17 protein-coding genes are annotated in these 19141 nt (G+C 67.3%); 9 read left to right on the top strand and 8 right to left on the bottom strand.

Features of this window, described 5'->3' with window-relative positions; genetic code table 11:
- Positions 1 to 5: 5 nt before the first annotated feature.
- From Q1B08_RS04370 to Q1B08_RS04355, 4 genes are read right to left on the bottom strand one after another with little or no spacing between them, the layout of a single operon-like run.
- A complete protein-coding gene (locus Q1B08_RS04370; protein ID WP_299816340.1) occupies positions 6 to 326 on the bottom strand; it encodes a heavy metal-binding domain-containing protein in 321 nt (106 codons plus the stop codon).
- 29 nt (positions 327 to 355) lie between these two features.
- Entirely contained in the window at positions 356 to 1873 is a 1518-nt protein-coding gene (sufB, locus tag Q1B08_RS04365) for a Fe-S cluster assembly protein SufB (RefSeq protein WP_299815319.1), read from the bottom strand.
- Positions 1870 to 2907 (bottom strand): aminotransferase class V-fold PLP-dependent enzyme, encoded by a 1038-nt coding sequence (locus tag Q1B08_RS04360; RefSeq protein ID WP_299815316.1) that lies wholly within the window; start codon positions 2905 to 2907, stop codon positions 1870 to 1872. Before Q1B08_RS04360 ends, sufB begins: the two co-directional genes overlap by 4 nt.
- Positions 2908 to 2965: 58 nt before the next feature.
- Entirely contained in the window at positions 2966 to 3424 is a 459-nt protein-coding gene (locus Q1B08_RS04355) for an Rrf2 family transcriptional regulator (RefSeq protein ID WP_299815313.1), read from the bottom strand.
- Positions 3425 to 3553: 129 nt separating this feature from the next.
- Between Q1B08_RS04355 and Q1B08_RS04350 the strand changes: the two genes are divergently transcribed.
- The 6 genes from Q1B08_RS04350 to Q1B08_RS04325 all read left to right on the top strand — a co-directional run bounded on the left by Q1B08_RS04350 (position 3554) and on the right by Q1B08_RS04325 (position 7588).
- Complete coding sequence (locus tag Q1B08_RS04350) at positions 3554 to 4207, top strand: alpha/beta hydrolase (RefSeq protein ID WP_299815311.1); 654 nt, start codon at positions 3554 to 3556, stop codon at positions 4205 to 4207.
- A 7-nt stretch (positions 4208 to 4214) separates the two neighbouring features.
- Positions 4215 to 4484 (top strand): hypothetical protein, encoded by a 270-nt coding sequence (locus Q1B08_RS04345; protein WP_299815308.1) that lies wholly within the window; start codon positions 4215 to 4217, stop codon positions 4482 to 4484.
- Positions 4477 to 5055: an HD domain-containing protein gene (locus Q1B08_RS04340; protein WP_366139967.1), complete on the top strand. Its 579-nt coding sequence runs from the start codon at positions 4477 to 4479 to the stop codon at positions 5053 to 5055. The genes Q1B08_RS04345 and Q1B08_RS04340 overlap by 8 nt, the downstream gene beginning before the upstream one ends.
- A 318-nt stretch (positions 5056 to 5373) precedes the next feature.
- A complete protein-coding gene (locus tag Q1B08_RS04335; protein WP_299815305.1) occupies positions 5374 to 6582 on the top strand; it encodes an NADP-dependent isocitrate dehydrogenase in 1209 nt (402 codons plus the stop codon).
- Between the two features lie 30 nt (positions 6583 to 6612).
- A complete protein-coding gene (locus tag Q1B08_RS04330) occupies positions 6613 to 7257 on the top strand; it encodes a YitT family protein (RefSeq protein ID WP_299815302.1) in 645 nt (214 codons plus the stop codon).
- 1 nt (position 7258) lies between these two features.
- A complete protein-coding gene (locus tag Q1B08_RS04325) occupies positions 7259 to 7588 on the top strand; it encodes a multidrug efflux SMR transporter (RefSeq protein ID WP_299815299.1) in 330 nt (109 codons plus the stop codon).
- Between the two features lie 17 nt (positions 7589 to 7605).
- On the opposite strand, the gene alaS is transcribed toward Q1B08_RS04325, so the two are convergent.
- Together alaS and recA are read right to left on the bottom strand one after the other, a co-directional pair.
- Positions 7606 to 10254, bottom strand: a complete 2649-nt coding sequence (gene alaS, locus Q1B08_RS04320; RefSeq protein WP_299815296.1) for an alanine--tRNA ligase — start codon at positions 10252 to 10254, stop codon at positions 7606 to 7608.
- Positions 10255 to 10391: 137 nt separating this feature from the next.
- The gene (gene recA, locus Q1B08_RS04315; RefSeq protein ID WP_299815293.1) at positions 10392 to 11462 is read right to left on the bottom strand and encodes a recombinase RecA; all 1071 of its coding nucleotides are present in this window, start codon (positions 11460 to 11462) and stop codon (positions 10392 to 10394) included.
- 167 nt (positions 11463 to 11629) lie between these two features.
- Here recA and Q1B08_RS04310 point away from each other — a divergent pair, with 167 nt between their 5' ends.
- Positions 11630 to 12208, top strand: coding sequence for a gamma-glutamyl kinase (locus tag Q1B08_RS04310; RefSeq protein WP_299815290.1), 579 nt, complete (start codon positions 11630 to 11632; stop codon positions 12206 to 12208).
- 1 nt (position 12209) lies between these two features.
- On the opposite strand, the gene Q1B08_RS04305 is transcribed toward Q1B08_RS04310, so the two are convergent.
- Both Q1B08_RS04305 and galE read right to left on the bottom strand, forming a co-directional pair.
- A complete protein-coding gene (locus Q1B08_RS04305) occupies positions 12210 to 14756 on the bottom strand; it encodes an ATP-binding protein (protein WP_299815287.1) in 2547 nt (848 codons plus the stop codon).
- A 183-nt stretch (positions 14757 to 14939) separates the two neighbouring features.
- Entirely contained in the window at positions 14940 to 15956 is a 1017-nt protein-coding gene (gene galE, locus Q1B08_RS04300; RefSeq protein WP_299815284.1) for a UDP-glucose 4-epimerase GalE, read from the bottom strand.
- Between the two features lie 201 nt (positions 15957 to 16157).
- Between galE and Q1B08_RS04295 the strand changes: the two genes are divergently transcribed.
- Together Q1B08_RS04295 and Q1B08_RS04290 are read left to right on the top strand one after the other, a co-directional pair.
- On the top strand, positions 16158 to 18131 hold the full coding sequence (locus tag Q1B08_RS04295) for a DNA topoisomerase IV subunit B (RefSeq protein ID WP_299815281.1): 1974 nt from the start codon (positions 16158 to 16160) through the stop codon (positions 18129 to 18131).
- Between the two features lie 4 nt (positions 18132 to 18135).
- Positions 18136 to 18867 (top strand): HEPN domain-containing protein, encoded by a 732-nt coding sequence (locus tag Q1B08_RS04290; protein ID WP_299815278.1) that lies wholly within the window; start codon positions 18136 to 18138, stop codon positions 18865 to 18867.
- Positions 18868 to 19141 lie beyond the last annotated feature (274 nt).

Here is a 19141-nt window from a genome sequence, read left to right as displayed (position 1 = left end):
GACGTTCATTCCGTGGTGACCGCAGTGCCCGACGCGGAAACCATCAACATCCCGCTGTCCTTGCCGACAACCTCGTAGTCCAGATCGACACCGACGACCGCGTTCCCGCCGAGCTCGGCGGCCTGTGCCTCCATCTCGCCGACGGCGATGGCGCGGGCCTCGCGCAGCGACTTCTCGTAGGATCCCGACCGGCCGCCGAGGATGTCCGTGATGCCCGCGAACATGTCGCGGAACACGTTCGCCCCGAGAATGGCCTCGCCCACGACGATGCCGTGATACGCGGTGATGCGGCGTCCCTCGATGGTCGGGGTGGTCGTGGAGATCACCTCGGGCTCGCGCTTGCTGCCCCAGATGCTCATCCGACCGACCCTTCGAGCGAAATGGCGACGAGCTGCTGCGCCTCCATCGCGAACTCCATCGGCAATGCCTGCAGCACTTCCTTGCAGAAGCCGTTGACGACCAGCGCCACCGCCTCCTCTTCGTCCATGCCGCGGGAGCGGCAGTAGAACATCTGGTCGTCGTCGACCTTGGACGTCGTCGCCTCGTGCTCCACGCGGGAGGAGTTGTTGCGCACCTCGATGTAAGGCACCGTGTGCGCGCCGCATTCCGACCCGATCAGAAGGCTGTCGCACTGGGTGTAGTTGCGCGAGTTCTTGGCCTTCGGATGCATCGACACGAGACCGCGATAAGTGTTCTGCGCCTTGCCCGCGCTGATCCCCTTGGAGACGATCCGCGACCGGGTGTTCTTGCCCAGATGCACCATCTTGGTGCCGGTATCGGCCTGCTGGAAGTTGTTGGCAATGGCGATCGAGTAGAACTCGCCCTGGCTCGCCTCGCCCCGCAGGATGCAGGACGGATACTTCCACGTCACGGCGGACCCGGTCTCGACCTGCGTCCACATGACCTTGGACCGGTCGCCCCGGCAATCGGCGCGCTTGGTGACGAAGTTGTAGATGCCGCCGCGTCCGTTCTCGTCGCCCGGATACCAGTTCTGCACCGTCGAGTACTTCACCTCCGCGTCGTCGAGCACGACGATCTCCACCACCGCCGCATGAAGCTGCGCGACGTCACGCTGCGGCGCGGTGCAGCCTTCGAGGTAGGAGACGTAGCTGCCCTCCTCCGCGATGATCAGCGTGCGCTCGAACTGGCCGGTATTCTCCGCGTTGATGCGGAAATAGGTGCTCAGCTCCATCGGGCAGCGGACGCCCTTCGGAATGTACACGAAGGATCCGTCGGAGAAGACGGCGGAGTTCAGCGTCGCGTAGTAATTGTCCGATTGCGGAACGACGGAGCCCAGATATTTCTTCACAAGCTCCGGATGCTCGCGCACCGCCTCGGAGATCGAGCAGAAGATCACGCCCGCCTTGGCGAGCTCCTTCTGGAAGGTCGTGCCCACGGACACGGAGTCGAACACCGCGTCGACGGCGACCTTGCGGTCCTCCTCGCCCGGCTCCGGCTCGACGCCCGCGAGGATCGCCTGCTCCTTCAGCGGAATGCCCAGCTTCTTGTAGGTTTCGAGAAGCTTGGGATCGACATCGTCCAGCGATTTCGGCTTCTCCAGCATGGAGGCCGGGCGGGCGTAGTAATACTGATCCTGGAAATCGATCTCCGGATACTGGACCATCGCCCATTTGGGCTCCTTCATGCCGACCCAGCGCCGATAGCCTTCCAGCCGCCATTCCAGCATCCAGTCCGGCTCGCCGTTCTTCTCGGAGATCAGGCGCACGATGTCCTCGCTCAGACCCTTCGGCGCATAATCCATCTCGATTTCGGTGTTCCAGCCGTGCTTGTAGGTGCCGGACAGCGATTTCACCCGCTCCACCGTTTCGGCGTCGACGCCTTCCTTCGCACGCATCTCGTCAAGTACCGTCATCGCCGTCTCCTGTCTCGCAACCGTCGGAACGCCTCGACGAACCGGGCCACCTGTTCTTCCGTCGTATCCGGACCGAGGCTCACGCGGATCGCGCAATCGGCCTCGCCCGGACCGTATCCCATCGCCCGCAGCACCGCGCTTTCGCGCACCTTGCCGCTGGAGCAGGCCGAGCCCGCGCTGACCGCGAACCCCGCCAGATCGAGCGCCATCACCTGCGTCTCGCCTTTCCACCCGGGCGTAATCAGGCAGGACGTGTTCGGCAGGCGCGCGGCTCCGTCACCCACCAAGGTAGTCGGTGCGCCCGCGCCCGCAAGACTTGTTTCTAGAAAAGTTCTAAGTTGCGCAACCCCGTCCCACGTGCCGGCCTCCAGATCGCGCATCGCCGCTTCGGCCGCCGCGCCGAAGCCGGCGATGGCCGCCACGTTCTCCGTTCCCGAACGGCGCCCCATCTCCTGTCCGCCCCCGCGGATCCGGCTCGTGACATCAAGACCGCGCCGCAGGACGAGCGCCCCGATTCCCTTCGGTCCGCCCAGCTTGTGCGCGGAGACGAGCGCCATGCCGATCCCCGACCAGTCGAACGCGACCGGCACCTTGCCGAAGACCTGCGTCATGTCGCTGACCGCGAGTCCGGACGGCAGATCCTGCATCACTCCGGTCTCGGAATTGGCCGCCTGCAGAGCGCTGGCAGCCGGGTCGCGCAACGACACGCGGCCGTCCGGCCCCACGGGCAGCGTGCCGTCGCCCCAGGCCGCCACCGCCTCGTGTTCGACGAGCGCCGTGGCAAGATCGCGTCCGGACATGGCAAGCGCCGCGGCCTCGGTCGCGCCGGACAGGAAGACGACGTCCGATCCGTCCGCGCCCATGGCGGAGGCGACCTGCGCGCGGGCGCGTTCGACGATGGCCTTCGCCTGCCGGCCCTCGTGGTGGACGGAGGAGGGATTGCCGATCGCGTCCATCGCGGCGATCGTCACCGCGCGCGCCTCCGGCCGGAGCGGCGCCGTCGCGTTCCAGTCGAGGTAGACCCGCTCGGCCATCCGCGCCTCCTTCTTCCTGATGCAAGTACTCCGAACCCGGGCGAAGCCCGGAGGGTCGCTACTCGTCGACCACCTGGAGCAGGGAGGGGACAGCCGGACAGGGGACGAGGTCGTTGCCCACAACGTCCGACAGGCGCGTCTGGTGCAGGAACACGTAGACATGCGCCGAAAGCGATTCCCAGAGCCGGTTCGCCATCGACTGCGCACGGCTGCCCGACAGGCCGCCCGATGCGGCCGCCCCGGTATGCAACGCGCTCACGGTCTCGTCGACCGCCTCGAGCACGTCGGAGACCCGGATCTCGGACGCGGCCCGCGCCAGTCGGTAGCCGCCGCCCGGGCCGCGGATGGACTCGACCAGACCGGCCCGCCGCAGTTTCACGAAAAGCTGCTCCAGATAGGGCAGCGAGATGTCCTGCCGTCTGGAGATCTCCGACAGCGACGCCGTCGTCCCCGCGTCCCGCTGCGCGAGGTCGACCAGCGCCACCATCGCGTATCGCCCCTTGGTGCTCAGCTTCATCGACGCCCCCTCACTCCGATTGACGCCTCGGCGCACAGGGCTTACCTCGTGCCACCACGGAAAATCGGTCGGACGGGTTTATCGTCCGGGCCCGTTCCGCGTCAACCGACCGAAGCGACAGGAGCGCCCATGCCCGAAGTGATCTTCCCCGGCCCCGAGGGTCGCCTCGAAGGCCGGTATCACCCCCAGAAGGTCAAGGACGCCCCGATCGCCATCGTGCTGCATCCGCATCCGCAATTCGGCGGCACGATGAACAACCGCGTGGTCTACAACCTGCATTACGCGTTCCAGGAGCTCGGCTTCACGGTTCTGCGCTTCAACTTCCGCGGCGTGGGCCGAAGCCAGGGCGAGTTCGATCAGGGCATCGGCGAGCTTTCCGACGCGGCCTCCGCGCTCGACTATCTCCAGGCGCTCAACCCGAACGCCAAGCATTGCTGGGTCGCGGGCTTCTCCTTCGGCGCGTGGATCGGCATGCAGCTTCTGATGCGCCGGCCGGAGATCACGGGCTTCATCTCCGTGTCGCCGCAGCCCGACCGCTACGATTTCAGCTTTCTCGCCCCCTGCCCCGCCTCCGGCCTCGTCATCAACGGGTCCATTGACCGTGTCGCGCCGCCCGCGGACACGCTGGCGCTGGTCAACAAGCTCCATGAGCAGAAGGGCATCACGATCACCCACGAGGAGATGGAAGGCGCGGGGCATTTCTTCGAGGATCCGTACATGGACCCGATGATCGCATCGGTGAAGAGCTACGTCGCGCGGCGCATGACCGAGACCACGCGGTGAGGCGCGCGTGAGCCTGACCGAGGAGCTGGCCGACAAGCTCGCCGCGCGCGTGATCGCCCATGTCGAGAAGACGGGGGACGAGGACGTCGTCGCGCTCCTGTCGCGAAGCCTCGACGATACGTGCCAGACGCTGCGCGACGCGTTCCACACCTCGCTCCGGGTCCAGCGCGCGGCGCTCCGGGCCGACCGGCTCCTCGCCGAGCGTATGGCCGGGTTCGACGACCGGCACCCATCGCAGGACACGGCCGCCCGGCCGGTGCCGCCCGACGTTGGCTGATCTCGACGATCGCATGGCCTTCCTTCTGGAGGCCGGCCGCCTTTCCTCGGTCGAGCGCGCGACCCGTGTCGTGGACGGCACGCGGGCCGAGAACTCGGCGGAGCATTCCTGGCACCTCGCGCTGTTCGCCCTGACGCTCGCGCCGCACGCCCCCGACGGCGTGTCCATCGATCGCGTCATCCGCATGCTGCTCCTGCACGATCTGGTCGAGATCGACGCCGGCGACACGCCGATCTATGCCGCGAAGGCCGGGGACGCCGCCGCGCAGGCCCGCGCCGAACGGGCGGCCGCGGACCGCATCTTCGGCCTCCTGCCCGCGTCGCAGGGCGCCCTGTTCCGCGCGCTCTGGAACGAGTTCGAGGCGGCCGAGACGCCGGACGCCCGGTTCGCCAAGGCGCTCGACAGGTTCCAGCCGCCGAATCTGAATCTCGCCGCCGGCGGCGGGTCCTGGCGCGACTACGACGTGTCGGAGGACGCGATTCGCGCCCGGATCGGACCGGAGATCGCGCGCGGCGCGCCCGACCTCTGGACCTGGATTTCCCGCAGGATCGCCGCCTTCTTCGCCGGCTAGCGCGGAAATCCTTCGGGCCCGCCGAAACGCCTTGCGCCCTTTCCTCGTGACGGCGCGGGGGATCGGCGGGGTGTCGGGCCATGCGTCCGGCACCCCGTCGATGCGGGCGGCCCATCCGAACGCGAAGGATGGCGCCGCCCCCGACGGCCATCCAAACAGGCGCCGCCGGTTCATGGCGCCACGGCCGCACGGCCGCCGGCCCGGACGCGCCTGCGGGCGGGCCTCTCCAACCGCCCGGATCGTTCCGCCCCGTCGCTGGCCCCCGCCCGGGGGATGCGCTACGACCCTCGCAACGTCTGGCGCAATTCCGGAGACCCCATGTCCAAGATCAAGGTCGAAAACCCTGTCGTCGAGCTCGACGGCGACGAGATGACCCGCATCATCTGGCGATTCATCAAGGACAAGCTGATCCTGCCCTACCTAGACGTCGACCTGCTCTACTATGACCTCGGCATGGAAGCGCGCGACGAGACCGACGACCGGGTCACCGTGGACGCCGCTGAGAAGATCAAGGAGGTCGGCGTCGGCGTGAAATGCGCCACCATCACGCCGGACGAGGCGCGGATGGAGGAGTTCGGGCTGAAGCGCATGTACCGCTCGCCCAACGGGACCATCCGCAACATTCTCGGCGGCGTCATCTTCCGCGAACCCATCATCTGCCGCAACGTCCCCCGCCTCGTGCCCGGCTGGACCAAGCCCATCGTCGTCGGCCGCCACGCCTATGGCGACCAGTACCGCGCCACCGATTTCCGCTTTCCGGGCAAGGGCAAGCTCTCCATCAAGTTCGTCGGTGAGGACGGGCAGGAGATCGAGCACGAGGTCTTCGACGCGCCGGGGTCCGGGGTGACGATGGCGATGTACAACCTCGACGAATCGATCCGCGACTTCGCCCGCGCCTCCATGAACTACGCGCTGAACCGGGGCTGGCCGCTCTATCTGTCCACGAAGAACACGATTCTGAAGGTCTATGACGGGCGCTTCAAGGACATCTTCCAGGAGGTGTTCGACGCCGAGTTCAAGGACCGGTTCGCGGCGAAGAAGATCTGGTACGAGCACCGTCTGATCGACGACATGGTCGCGGCCTCGCTGAAATGGTCGGGCGGCTATGTCTGGGCCTGCAAGAACTACGACGGCGACGTGCAGTCCGACACCGTCGCGCAGGGCTTCGGCTCGCTCGGCCTGATGACCTCTCAACTGATGACGCCCGACGGCAAGATCGTGGAGGCGGAGGCCGCGCACGGCACGGTCACGCGCCATTTCCGTCAGCATCAGGCCGGCAAGGAAACGTCGACCAACTCCATCGCCTCCATCTATGCCTGGACCGGCGCGCTGAAGCACCGCGCCAAGCTCGACGACAACGCGGCGCTGCGCAACTTTGCGGAAACGCTCGAGACCGTGATCGTCCAGACGGTGGAAAGCGGGCATATGACGAAGGATCTCGCGCTCCTTGTCGGGCCGGATCAGAAATGGCTCACCACGATGGGATTCCTCGAAAAGGTCGACGCGAACCTGCAGGCGGCGCTGTAGCGCGCACGCCCCGCGCACCCGTTCCAACCCATGGCAGAAACCTCCACGCCCTGGCCGAACCGCGAGCCGCATCGCCCTGCGGCCGTCGCGCACACGCCCCTCGAGGATGCTCAGGCCATTCTCCTCGGCACGGCGCTCTGCGCGCTGGGCGTGCTCTTGCTGACGTCGGCGGGACTCGTGACCGGCCAGACCGCGGGACTCGGCATCCTGGCAAGCTACCTGACCGGCTGGCCGTTCGGGCTCTGGTTCTTCGTCCTGAACCTGCCGTTCTACGTGCTCGGCTGGCGGCGGATGGGACCGCGCTTCATCGCCCGGACGGTGATCGCGGTCTCGCTGCTGTCGGTCTTCGCCGCGCTGCTGCCGTCCTTCGTCACCTTCGAACGACTCGACCCTTGGGTCGCCTCGGCGCTCGCGGGCGCCGTGACGGGCATGGGGCTCATCGTGATCTTCCGGCACGGCGCTTCGCTCGGCGGCATCGGCATCCTCGCGCTCTGGATGCAGGAGCGGTTCGGGGTCCGGGCGGGGTGGGTGCAACTTGGCTTCGACGCGGTGCTCTTTGCGACGGCGTTCGTGATCCTCGACCCGTTCCTCGCCCTGGTCTCGCTTCTGGGCGCGGTGATCGTGAACCTCGTCATCGCGGTCAACCATCGCCGCGACCGCTATATCGGACGCTGACGTGAACTGGGTGCTCCTGATCCTCGCCATCGCCTTCGAGACCGTCGGCACCTCGGCGCTGAAGGCCTCCGGCGGCTTCACCCGCCTCGGACCCTCGCTCGTCACGCTGTTCTGCTTCGTGGTGTCGCTGTTCCTGCTGTCGCTTGTCCTCCGGACGATCCCCGTGGGCATCGCCTATGCCATCTGGTCCGGGCTCGGCATCGTGCTGATCGCGGCGATCGGCTGGGTCGTCTTCGGGCAGCGGCTCGATCTTCCCGCGATTGCCGGGCTGATCCTGATCATCTCCGGGATCGTCGTGATGCAGCTCTTTTCCGACACGACGGGGCACTGAACCCGCCGATCGCCCCGTCAGGCCGCGCTGATCACGCCCCGCGCCGCGTCGAGCGCCGCGTCGGCCTGCGCGATGTCGGCCCCGCCGCCCTGCGCCATCTCGGGCCGGCCACCGCCGCCGCGCCCGCCGAGCGCCTCCACGGCGGCCTTGACGAGATCGACCGCCGAAACCCGGTGGGCAAGGTCCTTCGTGACCCCTGCCGCGACCGCGGGCTTCGCGCCCGTATCGGCGATCAGCACGACCACGCCGGTCCCGAGGGCGGCCTTCTGCGCGTCGATCATCGGGCCGAGATCCTTGCCGGACACGCCGGAAATCACCTGCATCACGGCCTTCATCCCGTTGATGTCCTGCGCCGTCGCGCCCGCGCCCATCGCCTTCTCGCGGCGAAGTTGCGCCACCTCGTTCTGGAGCGCGCGGCGCTCGTCCATGAGAGCGCGGACCCGTGCGCCGACCTCCTCGGGCTGGGACTTGAACAGATTGGCGAGTTCGGCCACCCGGTGATCCTGCGCCCGCAGGTAATCCATCGCCGCCTGCCCGGTCAGCGCCTCGATCCGCCGGATGCCCGCGCTCGACGCCTGATCGCCCAGCGTGACGAAAGCGCCGATCTCGCCGGTCCGGCCGACATGCGTGCCGCCGCAGAGCTCGATCGAGTAGGTCCGCTTGTCGGCCCCCTTGCCGGTTCCGTCCTCCGCACCCATCGAGACGACGCGCACCTCGTCGCCGTACTTCTCCCCGAACAGCGCCTGCGCGCCGAGCGCGCGCGCGTCGTCGGGCGCCATGATCCGCGTCGACACCTCGGCGTTCTGCCGGATAAAGGCGTTCACCTCCCCCTCGATCCGCGCGAGCTCCGCCAGCGAGACCGCCCGGCCGTGGCTGAAGTCGAAGCGCAGCCTGTCGGGCGCGTTGAGCGAGCCGCGTTGCGCGACGTGGTCGCCGAGCGCCCCGCGAAGCGCCTCGTGCAGAAGGTGCGTCGCGGAGTGGTTGGCGCGGATCGCCGACCGGCGCTCGTGATCGACCGCGAGCTCCGCCGACTGGCCGCGCTCGATGCGCCCCTCCTCGATCTCGGCCAGATGCATGTAGACACCGGCGGACTTGCGCGTGTCCGTCACCCGCGCGCGGCCCGACTGCGTGCGCACGATCCCGGTATCGCCCACCTGGCCGCCCGCCTCCGCGTAGAACGGGGTCTGGTTGATGACGATGGCGACGGTCTCGCCGGCCGTCGCGGCGTCCACCTCCGCCCCGTCGCGGACGAGCGCGCGGATCTCGCCCTCGGCCGTCTCCGTGTCGTAGCCGAGGAACTCGGTCGTGCCGTGACGTTCCGCCAGGTCGAACCAGATCGCCGCATCCGCCTGCTCGCCCGAGCCGGACCACGCCGCCCGGGCCCGCGCCTTCTGCTCGGCCATCGCCGCATCGAAGCCCGGCACGTCCACAGCGAAGCCCTTTTCCCGCAACGCGTCCTGCGTCAGGTCGAGGGGAAAGCCGTAGGTGTCGTAGAGCTTGAACGCCGTCGCGCCGCCAAGCGTGCCGCCCGCGGGCAGGCGTCCGACCTCGTCCTCGAGCAGGCGAAGGCCGCGATCGAGCGTGGCGCGGAACCGCTCCTCCTCGCCGCGCAGCGTCTCCTCGATCAGCGCCTTCGCACGGCCGAGCTCCGGGTAATGCTGCCCCATCTGCTGTACCAGCGCGGGGACGAGCCGGTGCATCACCGGGTCCTGCGCGCCGGCCTGGTGCGCGTGGCGCATGGCGCGTCGCATGATCCGGCGCAGCACGTACCCGCGCCCCTCGTTCGACGGCATCACGCCGTCCGCGATCAGGAAGGCGGTGGAACGCAGGTGGTCGGCGATCACCCGGTGATGCACGTTCTCGGACCCGTCCGCCTCCGTCGACGTCGCGTGCGCGCTGGCCTCGATCAGCGCGCGCATCAGGTCGGTGTCGTAATTGTCGTGCTTGCCCTGCAGGAGCGCGCCGATCCGCTCCAGCCCCATGCCGGTATCGATCGACTGCATGTCCAGCGGTCGCATCGAGCCGTCGGGCAGCTGTTCGTTCTGCATGAAGACGAGGTTCCAGATCTCGATGAACCGGTCGCCGTCCTCGTCCGGGCTGCCCGGCGGGCCGCCCGGGATGTGATCGCCGTGGTCGTAGAAGATCTCGCTGCACGGACCGCAGGGGCCGGTCGGGCCCATGCGCCAGAAATTGTCGTCGCTCGCGATGCGGATGATCCGCTCGTCCGGCAAGCCCGCGACCTTCTTCCACAACGCCGCCGCTTCGTCGTCGGTATGGAAGATGGTGACCAGCAACCGGTCAGGGTCGATCGCGAACTCTTTCGTGAGCAACTCCCAAGCATAGGGGATCGCGTCGGCCTTGAAGTAGTCGCCGAAGCTGAAATTGCCCAGCATCTCGAAGAAGGTGTGGTGACGGGCGGTATAGCCCACATTGTCGAGGTCGTTGTGCTTGCCGCCGGCGCGGACGCATTTCTGCGACGTTGCGGCGCGGTTGTAATCCCGGTTTTCGACCCCTGTGAAGACGTTCTTGAACTGGACCATGCCCGAGTTGGTGAACATCAGCGTCGGGTCGTTGCGCGGCACGAGGGGCGAGCTGTCGACCACGGCGTGTCCGTTGCGCGCGAAATGGTCGAGGAAAGTCGAGCGGATGTCGTTCAGGCTGGGCATGTCTTTCGTCCTCGCGCGGCGGGTCCGCGCCGTCCTATCGCCGCCATGCCGGCCCGTCCAGTCGGGCAACGAAGACGGGGCCGCCCGGCAGGCGACCCCGTCACGTCATCCGGCCATGGTCCGCGCGCGGCGGACGGTCACTGGTCCAGAATCTCGTCGTTGTCGTCGGCGCCCATCTTGAAGTCGAGGCCGTGGGCCGCGCGGATCTTGTCCTCGATCTCGAGCGCGACGGAGGGGTTCTCGCGCAGGAACGTCTTGGAGTTCTCGCGTCCCTGCCCGATGCGCTCGTCGCCGTAGCTGAACCAGGCACCGGACTTGTCGACCACGCCGGCCTTCACGCCGAGGTCGAGCAGCTCGCCCATCTTGGAGATGCCCTCGCCGTACATGATGTCGAACTCGACCTGCTTGAACGGCGGCGCGACCTTGTTCTTGACGACCTTCACCCGCGTGGTGTTGCCCACGACCTCGTCGCGATCCTTGATCGCGCCGATGCGACGGATGTCGAGCCGGACGGAGGAATAGAATTTCAACGCGTTGCCGCCCGTGGTCGTCTCCGGCGAGCCGAACATGACGCCGATCTTCATGCGGATCTGGTTGATGAAGATCACCATGCAATTCGAGCGGGAGATCGAGCCCGTGAGCTTGCGCATGGCCTGGCTCATCAGGCGCGCGTGAACGCCGACCGAGCTGTCGCCCATGTCGCCCTCGAGCTCCGATTTCGGCGTCAGCGCCGCGACCGAGTCCACCACCACGAGGCTCACCGCGCCGGAGCGCACGAGCGTGTCCACGATCTCGAGCGCCTGCTCGCCGGTATCGGGCTGCGAGATCAGGAGCTCGTCGAGATCGACGCCCAGCTTGCGGGCGTATTGCGGGTCGAGCGCGTGCTCGGCGTCGACAAAGGCGCAGACGCCGCCCTTCTTCTGTTCCTCGGCGACGACATGGAGGGTCAGCGTCGTCTTGCCCGAGGATTCCGGGCCGTAGATCTCGACCACGCGGCCCTTCGGCAGGCCGCCGATGCCGAGCGCGATGTCGAGGCCAAGGGAGCCGGTCGAGGTCGACTCGATGTCCTTGAGGACGTTGTCGCCCCCGAGCTTCATGATGGAGCCCTTGCCGAACTGCCGCTCGATCTGGGCCAGCGCGCTGTCGAGCGCCTTCTGCTTGTCCGCGCCGCGTTTGTCAGCCATGTCGATAAGGTTCGCCATTCCCATAGTATCAGGCCCTTGTTGCATGCTGCCGCAGCCGCGGCAATCGGGGTTTCGTTCTCGTATCGTTCTGCTTGCACCGGATATGGAACGTTTGGGGAACGCATTCAAGTAATCATTCAAATCGACCTTAATTCGCGCGATGGGGAGGGCATGGAAGCGAGAATCCGAACGTGTTGATCTTCTGGAAGGCCCGTCTCGTGCTGCTGGCGGTGCCCAAGACGGGCTCCACCGCGCTCGAGGCGGCGCTCGTCCCGCACGCGGCCGCGGCGATCGTCGATCCGCCGGGACTGAAACATTGCGGCGTGCGGAGATACGACCGCGAGCTGCGTCCGTTCTTCGAGCGGAACGGGCGGTCGCTGGAGAAGATGGCCCTGGTGCGGGAGCCGGGGGACTGGCTTGGAAGCTGGTTCCGCTACCGCACCCGGCCCGCGCTGCGGGGCCATGCGAACTCCACCGCGGGCCTGACGTTCGCGGAATTCATGGAGGCGCATCTCGCGCCCGATCCACCCCCCTTCGCGCGCGTCGGATCGCAGGCGGTGATGCTCGCGGACGGGGTCGACCACCTGTTCCGGCACGAGGCGATGGACCGCGCGGTCGCGTATCTCCGCGAGCGTCTCGACCTCGCGTTCGAGCTTCCGCGCGCGAATGCCTCGCCGGGCGGCGACCTGTCGCTGCCGCCCGCCCTGACCGCGCGGCTGCGCGACGAACGGGCGGCGGATTACGCGCTTTGGGAGGGGGCGGCCCGATGACCTATTGCAGCGCCTGCTCCACCGTGCGGGTCAAGTCGTTCAGCGAGAACGGCTTGGCCAGAAAGGTCGCGTTCGGCACGGGGGCGCTGGTTTCCGACAACGCGTCCTGCGTGTAGCCCGAGATGAAGACGGTCCGCACCTTGGGCCGGTCCTCGAGCGCCTTGCGCACCCAGCTCGGCCCGTCGAGCCCCGGCATCATCACGTCGGTCACGAACAGGTCGACGACGAGCGACGCGTCCGACAGCTGCGCGAGGGCGGATTCGGCGTTCTCGGCCTCCACCACGTCGTAGCCGCGCAGGCGAAGCGCGCGGGAGGCGAAGGCCCGGACCGGCGCCTCGTCCTCGACCAGAAGCACGACAGGGCGCGCGCGGTCCCCGGTCGTTTCGGCGGGCGCGTCGACGGTCGCCCCGTTCGCGCCGCCCCCGGTCTTCGCGCGGGCGGCATGGACCGCCTTGGCGATCAGGCGGTCCGCCTCGTCCGCGGTTCCGGCCCTGCCCGGATCGACATCCTCGCGCCCGGATCCCGCATCCCTGTCGCCCTTCGCCGGAGCGCGCGCGGCGTCCCCGTCCTCCGCCCGGCTGCCCGGGCGTTCGGGCGCCGCCGGCAGATCGACCGGGTTGGCCGGAACGGCGGGCGTCGCGACGGCGGGCGACGCGAGCATCTCGTCGGGATCGTCATCGAGATCGGCGACCTTCTCGTCGTCGGGCATGGCCGGGAAGTACAGGCTGAACCGCGTTCCCACGCCGAGTTCGGAATCCGCGAAGATATAGCCGCCGGACTGCTTCACGATGCCGTAGGCCATCGACAGGCCGAGGCCGGTCCCTTCGCCCGGTCGCTTGGTCGTGAAGAACGGCTCGAAGATCCGGCCGAGGTTGTCGCTGGAGATGCCCAAGCCCTCGTCGGTCACGGTGATGACCACGTACTGGCCCGGCGGCATCGTCACCCGGTCGCGGGTCTGCGGCTGGTTCAGGAAGCGGCACTCGGTCTCGATCCGGATCTCGCCGCCCTCGGGCATCGCGTCCCGCGCGTTGACCACGAGGTTCATCAGCACCTGCTCCAGCTGCCGCCGGTCGCCCCGGACCGGAATGAGGCCGGGATCGTGCTGCAGCGTAAGGCGGACATTGTCGCCCACCAGCCGGTTCAGAAGATGCGCGAGATCGCTCAGCGTGTCGCGCAGGTCCACCGGCTGCATCTGCAGCTTCTGCTTGCGCGAGAACGCAAGGAGCTGGCCCACGAGGGCGGCCGCGCGGTTCGCGTTCTGGTTGATCTGCTTGAGGTCCGCGAAATCCTCGTCGCCCTCCTCGTGGCGCAAGAGCAGCAGGTCGCAATGGCCCGAGATCGCCGTGAGGAGGTTGTTGAAGTCGTGCGCCACGCCGCCGGCGAGCTGACCGATGGCCTGCATCTTCTGGCTCTGCACGAACTGCGCCTCGAGGGTCTTGAGCTCGGTCGCATCGTTCAGCACGGCGAGCAGGCCGCCTTCCGCGTCGTCGACCGGGCGGCCCAGCGTGATCTGCAGGTAGGTCTCCACCTCGGCGCCGGTCACCCGCACCACCTCCGCGCGGTAAAGGCCCCGCCCGGCCGCGGCCTCGCTGACCCATTCGCGGACACTGCGGCCCAGCCCCTCGACCATGGCGGCGAGCCGGACCTCTCCGGGGGACGCGGTCGCCGGCAGCAGATCGCGCGCCAGCCGGTTGGCGGACAGGACGCGGCCCTCGGAATCGAGCCGCAGAAGGGCCACGGGCAGGGAGTCGAGCCCGACGCGATCGTTCTGATGCTCCGTCGCCGGCATCACGAAAACCTCGGACCGCCCGTTCACCGATTCCGACAGGATGACGCGGACGGGCTGTGGCCCGTCGTCGGTGAGAAGCCGGTTCAGACCACCGCTCACGAGAGGCAGGTCCTGGAACAGATCCCGCAGGCGCTCGGCGCGATGTCCCACCTGCGCGCGCAGCACCTCGTTCGTGTAAAGCACCGTTCCCGACGGGCCGAAGGCCAGCATCGGCAGGCCGATCCCATCGCGCGCGCGCGCGGGCCGGTCCACGAGGTCGACGAACCGCCATAGAAGGCCGCCGGGGATTTGGCGCACCGCCACGCGGACATGGCCCCTGCGCGTCACGACGTCCTCGTGCGCGGAGCCCTGCCCCCGCGCGGCGTGGCGGAGGCGATGGACGACGGCGTCCGGATTGGCGAAGAGCGCCTCCAGCGCGGTCGTCATCGCCGCGCCGTCCTGCGCGCCGAACTTGTCGATAGCGGCGGCGTTCTGCGCGAACACGGTTCCGGCCTCGTCCGTGCACAGGCCCGGGGCGGTGTCGAACTCGAGGAACTCCATCACGGCCTTCAGCCGGCGGCGCTCCATGCGGGCGTCCACATTGGCCGCGATCTGCAACGCGGCGGGGATCGCCGCGAGCGATCCCGCCAGGGCGAGCAGCAGCGCGCGCGATACGTCGAGCTCCACCACAAAGGACGCCAACACCGCGGCGAGCGCCGCAAGAAAGAAGATCGTGGACCCGGTCCGCAATCGGTTGAGGGTCTGTGCCGTATCGCCCAAAGTCCACCCTTTCGCCGAGCCTGATCGGCCTATCCGTCGATAACGCGGTAAACGTATCCTAAATAAATCTTAATACGGAATTAATCCGGCCCCGAATGCCGGCGGCCGTACGGTTCCGGTCCGGGCGCGCCGCTGCCCGGATATAGCCCGGTCCGCGCTGACCCACCCCGTCGGCGGCCCGGCTCAGGAGTTGAACTTCCAGCCCGCCGCGCGGGCCTGCACCCAGTTCCAGCTCGATCGACACATCTCCTCCAGGTCGCGCCGCGCCTCGAAGCCGAGCTCGGACCGCGCACGGCTCGGATCGGCGTAGAGCTTCGGAACATCGCCCGCCCGCCGCGGCGCGATGCGGTAGGGCAGCTCGCGCCCGACGACCTTCTGATAGGCACCGTGCATCTCCAGCACCGAGACGGGATTGCCCGTTCCGATGTTGAGCCGGTGCGCCCGCCCGTCCAGCAGCGCCTGCAGCGATTTCACATGGGCGTCGGCCAAGTCCATCACGTGGATGTAGTCGCGCCAGCAAGTCCCGTCCGGCGTGTCGTAGTCATCCCCGAAAACGCGCAGCTCCGGCATCTCGCCCGTCGCGACCTTTGCGACATAAGGCATCAGGTTCTCCGGCGTGCCGCGCGGATCCTCCCCGATCAGCGCGGACGCATGCGCCCCCACCGGGTTGAAATACCGCAAGACGCCGATCAGCCAGGGATCGGCCTGTGCCGCCTGCTCCAGAATGCGCTCGCAGGTGACCTTGGTGAAGGCATAGGGCGAGGTATGGGCGAGCGGCATGTCCTCCGTCAGCGGAAAGACCTCCGGCTCGCCGTAGACCGTGGCCGTCGAGGAGAAGACGAGGCGCCAGACCTCCGCCGCCCGCATCGCCAGCATCAGGTTCGTCAGCCCGCCGATATTCGTCTCGAAATAGTCGAGCGGCTTCGCCACGCTCTCGCCCACCGCCTTCCTGGCGGCGAAATGCACCACGCCGTCGATGGGCTTCGCCGCGAAGAGCCGCGTCAGCAGCGCGCGGTCGAGCACCGTTCCCTCCACCACGTCGACATCCGCGCCGGTCAAACGGGCGAGCCGGTCGATCACGCCTCCGTCGGAGTTCGAGAAGTCGTCGAGGATCGTCACCGCGAACCCGGCCTCGCGCAGCGCCACATAGGTGTGCGACCCGATATAGCCGGCCCCGCCGGTGAGGAGGATGTGCGGCATGTCGGATCTCCGGAAAAGCTGTCGGTTCTCCGCGTCTAGCGGCTCCGCATCCGCGCGAAAACCCTGCGGCGCGCGACGAGGTGAACGCCGGCGCGACAGGAACGGATCGCGGGCGGGCGGCTTCGGGTCGGCCGGGACGGTCTTTCGCGAGGGCCGCATTTCGCCTAGTCAGGCACGAACACCACAAGATAGAGCAGCAGAATGCCCGACGATCTCCTCGACGGCGCCCAGCCGGACCATAGCTACGACGCCTCCTCCATCGAGGTGCTGGAGGGGCTGGAGCCCGTCCGCAAGCGCCCGGGGATGTATATCGGCGGCACCGACGAGCGGGCGCTCCACCACATGGTGGCCGAGGTGCTCGACAACTCGATGGACGAGGCGGTGGCCGGCCACGCCAACCGGATCGAGGTGGAGCTTCTCGCCGACGGCTCCTGCACGATCCGCGACAACGGCCGCGGCATCCCCGTCGATCCCCACCCGAAGTTCCCCGGCAAGTCCGCGCTGGAGGTGATCCTCTGCACGCTCCACGCCGGCGGCAAGTTCTCCGGCAAGGCCTACCAGACCTCGGGCGGCCTGCACGGCGTGGGCGCCTCCGTGGTCAACGCGCTCAGCGATTCGATGGTAGTGCAGGTCGCCCGCGACCGCCAGCTCTGGGAGCAGCGCTTCTCCCGCGGCGTCCCGCAGGGGCCCGTGGCCCGGATCGGCGCGGCGCCGAACCGGCGGGGCACGACCACCACCTTCCACGCCGACCCGGAGATCTTCGGCACCCACCGCCTGAAGCCCGCGCGGCTGTTCCGCTCGATCCGCTCCAAGGCCTACCTGTTCTCCGGCGTCGAGATCCGCTGGTCGTCGGAGATCGACGACGGGGAAACGCCCACCAGGGCCACGTTCCACTTCCCCGGCGGGCTGGCCGACTACCTCGCGGAAACGCTGGGCGACGCCGCGACCTATGCCGACGCGCCCTTCGCCGGCACCGTCGACTTCCGGGAGCGGTTCGGCATCCCCGGCAAGGTCGAGTGGGCGATCAACTGGACCCCCTCCCGCGACGGCTTCCTGCAAAGCTACTGCAACACCGTCCCCACGCCCGAGGGCGGCACCCACGAGCAGGGGTTCTGGGCCGCGATCCTGAAGGGCGTGAAGGCCTACGGGGAACTCGCGGGCAACCGCAAGGCCGCGCAGATCACCCGCGACGACCTGACCACCGGGGGCGCGGCCCTCGTCTCCTGCTTCATCGCGGAGCCCGAATTCGTCGGCCAGACCAAGGACCGGCTCGCCACCACGGAGGCCGCGCGGCTGGTGGAGACGGCGATCCGCGACCGCTTCGACACCTGGCTCGCCTCCGACACCAAGGCCGCGGGCGCCATCCTCGACTTCCTCGTGCTGCGCGCGGAGGAGCGTCTGCGCCGCCGGCAGGAGAAGGAGACGGCCCGCAAATCCGCCACCAAGAAGCTCCGCCTGCCCGGCAAGCTCGTCGATTGCACGGCGAGCGCGCGCGACGGCACCGAGATCTTCATCGTGGAGGGCGACTCGGCCGGCGGCTCCGCCAAGATGGCGCGCGACCGCAAGACCCAGGCGCTCCTGCCCCTGCGCGGCAAGATCCTGAACGTGCTCGGCGCGGCGTCCTCCAAGCTCGGCTCCAACGCGGAGATCTCGGACCTGTCGCAGGCGCTGGGCGTCGGGCTGGGCTCGCGCTTCGACATCGAGGATCTGCGCTACGACAAGGTCATCATCATGACCGACGCCGACGTGGACGGGGCGCATATCGCCGCGCTCCTGATGACGTTCTTCTTCACCCAGATGCGGCCGATGATCGACAGCGGCCACCTCTACCTCGCCTGCCCGCCGCTGTTCCGGCTGACGCAGGGGGCGAACCGCGTCTACTGCCTCGACGAGGCCGAGCGCGACGCCTGGCTGAAGAAGGGTCTGGGCGGCAAGGGAAAGAACGGCGGCAAGATCGACGTCTCCCGCTTCAAGGGTCTGGGCGAGATGGACGCGAAGGACCTCAAGGAGACGACGATGGACCCCGCCTCCCGCAAGCTCATCCGCGTCTCCATCGACGAGGACCTCCCCGGCGAGACCGGCGACCTCGTGGAACGCCTGATGGGCAAGAAGCCGGAGATGCGGTTTCAGTATATTAGTGAGAACGCAAGGTTTGCGGGGGAGTTGGATGTGTGAGGCGGTGCCCAATCTAGAGGCATCCACCCAAATAGCGTTTTCTCGCATAATAGAACGCCGATTCTTCAATACGGGCGATCTAGATTATATTTCTGCTCGTGTGCTCTTCTTTCACGGTTTAACAGAGAATTTTCTTTGGTCTGCCTTACAATCTGCTGAGAAGCATTTGAAAGCAGCTCTGCTATTTCGAAAGATTCCGACCGGCAAGACGCATAATATCGAGAAGTTGTATGACTTACTTTTAACGTCCGATGATGTTCTGGAACCCCCGCCAATAGATTATTCAGAATCAATTGAATTTTTAGATCCAGAATGCTTCACTGTTGCAGACATCGTTACGAAATTGAATTTCGATGGTCATTCGAGCGTGCGTTATGGCGAATTTAAGTATGAGTGGTCAATCTATGATTTGATAGCCTTTGATTGGCTTATCAAATGGGGCAGGATTCAAAGTCAAACTCATCCTAACTTTTTCGAAAGACGGAAAATTTATGTTAGTGATGCCCCTGTTACAACGTTTGGCGCAGTACGCCTAACTGAAAAAACTAGTGAAGCTCTGTTCTACAACAACTTTGCTTTTGGAAACTCCCCTGATCTTCAGTATGGCCCCGGCCTTTTACATATGAGTACGGACGATGCTATTCATAGATACGCATTAGCCCAGAATGATGTTCGAGGTATAGCCGCCCGAAAAGCTGAGGCGGAACTCCTCGATCTTATAAAAGGAAAATACTAGTACGGGTGGGATCAAAGAATAACCGCCCGGCCGCAGGCCGGGCAGCCCCCGACCGCCCCCCATGGGCGGGGGCTCCGCCCCCACCCGCGGCCGGGGCCTGCCCTCTCCGCATCACGGGCGACTGCTCCGCCCCGCATCGTGGACAGCCGCCCGACCCGAACCTGCCTCTCTCCGCGCCACCCTGCCGATCCCCGCGCCGATCACGGCACCGTGTCCCGCCCCCGCGCCCCTCGCCCTTGCACGCCCCCCGCTCCCGCGACGTAGGGTCGGAGGA

The sequence above is a fragment of the uncultured Jannaschia sp. genome (assembly GCF_947494025.1).
GTDB lineage: Bacteria > Pseudomonadota > Alphaproteobacteria > Rhodobacterales > Rhodobacteraceae > Jannaschia.
The sequence above is the reverse complement of the archived record's forward strand: the minus strand, read 5'-3'. Positions and strand labels throughout refer to the sequence as shown.

Coding starts and splice junctions, on each gene's coding strand:
- sufB (WP_299815319.1), bottom strand. CDS start 1,873: ATGACGGTACTTGACGAGATGCGTGCGAAGGAAGGCGTCGACGCCGAA.
- Q1B08_RS04360 (WP_299815316.1), bottom strand. CDS start 2,907: ATGGCCGAGCGGGTCTACCTCGACTGGAACGCGACGGCGCCGCTCCGG.
- Q1B08_RS04355 (WP_299815313.1), bottom strand. CDS start 3,424: ATGAAGCTGAGCACCAAGGGGCGATACGCGATGGTGGCGCTGGTCGAC.
- Q1B08_RS04350 (WP_299815311.1), top strand. CDS start 3,554: ATGCCCGAAGTGATCTTCCCCGGCCCCGAGGGTCGCCTCGAAGGCCGG.
- Q1B08_RS04335 (WP_299815305.1), top strand. CDS start 5,374: ATGTCCAAGATCAAGGTCGAAAACCCTGTCGTCGAGCTCGACGGCGAC.
- Q1B08_RS04330 (WP_299815302.1), top strand. CDS start 6,613: ATGGCAGAAACCTCCACGCCCTGGCCGAACCGCGAGCCGCATCGCCCT.
- alaS (WP_299815296.1), bottom strand. CDS start 10,254: ATGCCCAGCCTGAACGACATCCGCTCGACTTTCCTCGACCATTTCGCG.
- recA (WP_299815293.1), bottom strand. CDS start 11,462: ATGGGAATGGCGAACCTTATCGACATGGCTGACAAACGCGGCGCGGAC.
- galE (WP_299815284.1), bottom strand. CDS start 15,956: ATGCCGCACATCCTCCTCACCGGCGGGGCCGGCTATATCGGGTCGCAC.
- Q1B08_RS04295 (WP_299815281.1), top strand. CDS start 16,158: ATGCCCGACGATCTCCTCGACGGCGCCCAGCCGGACCATAGCTACGAC.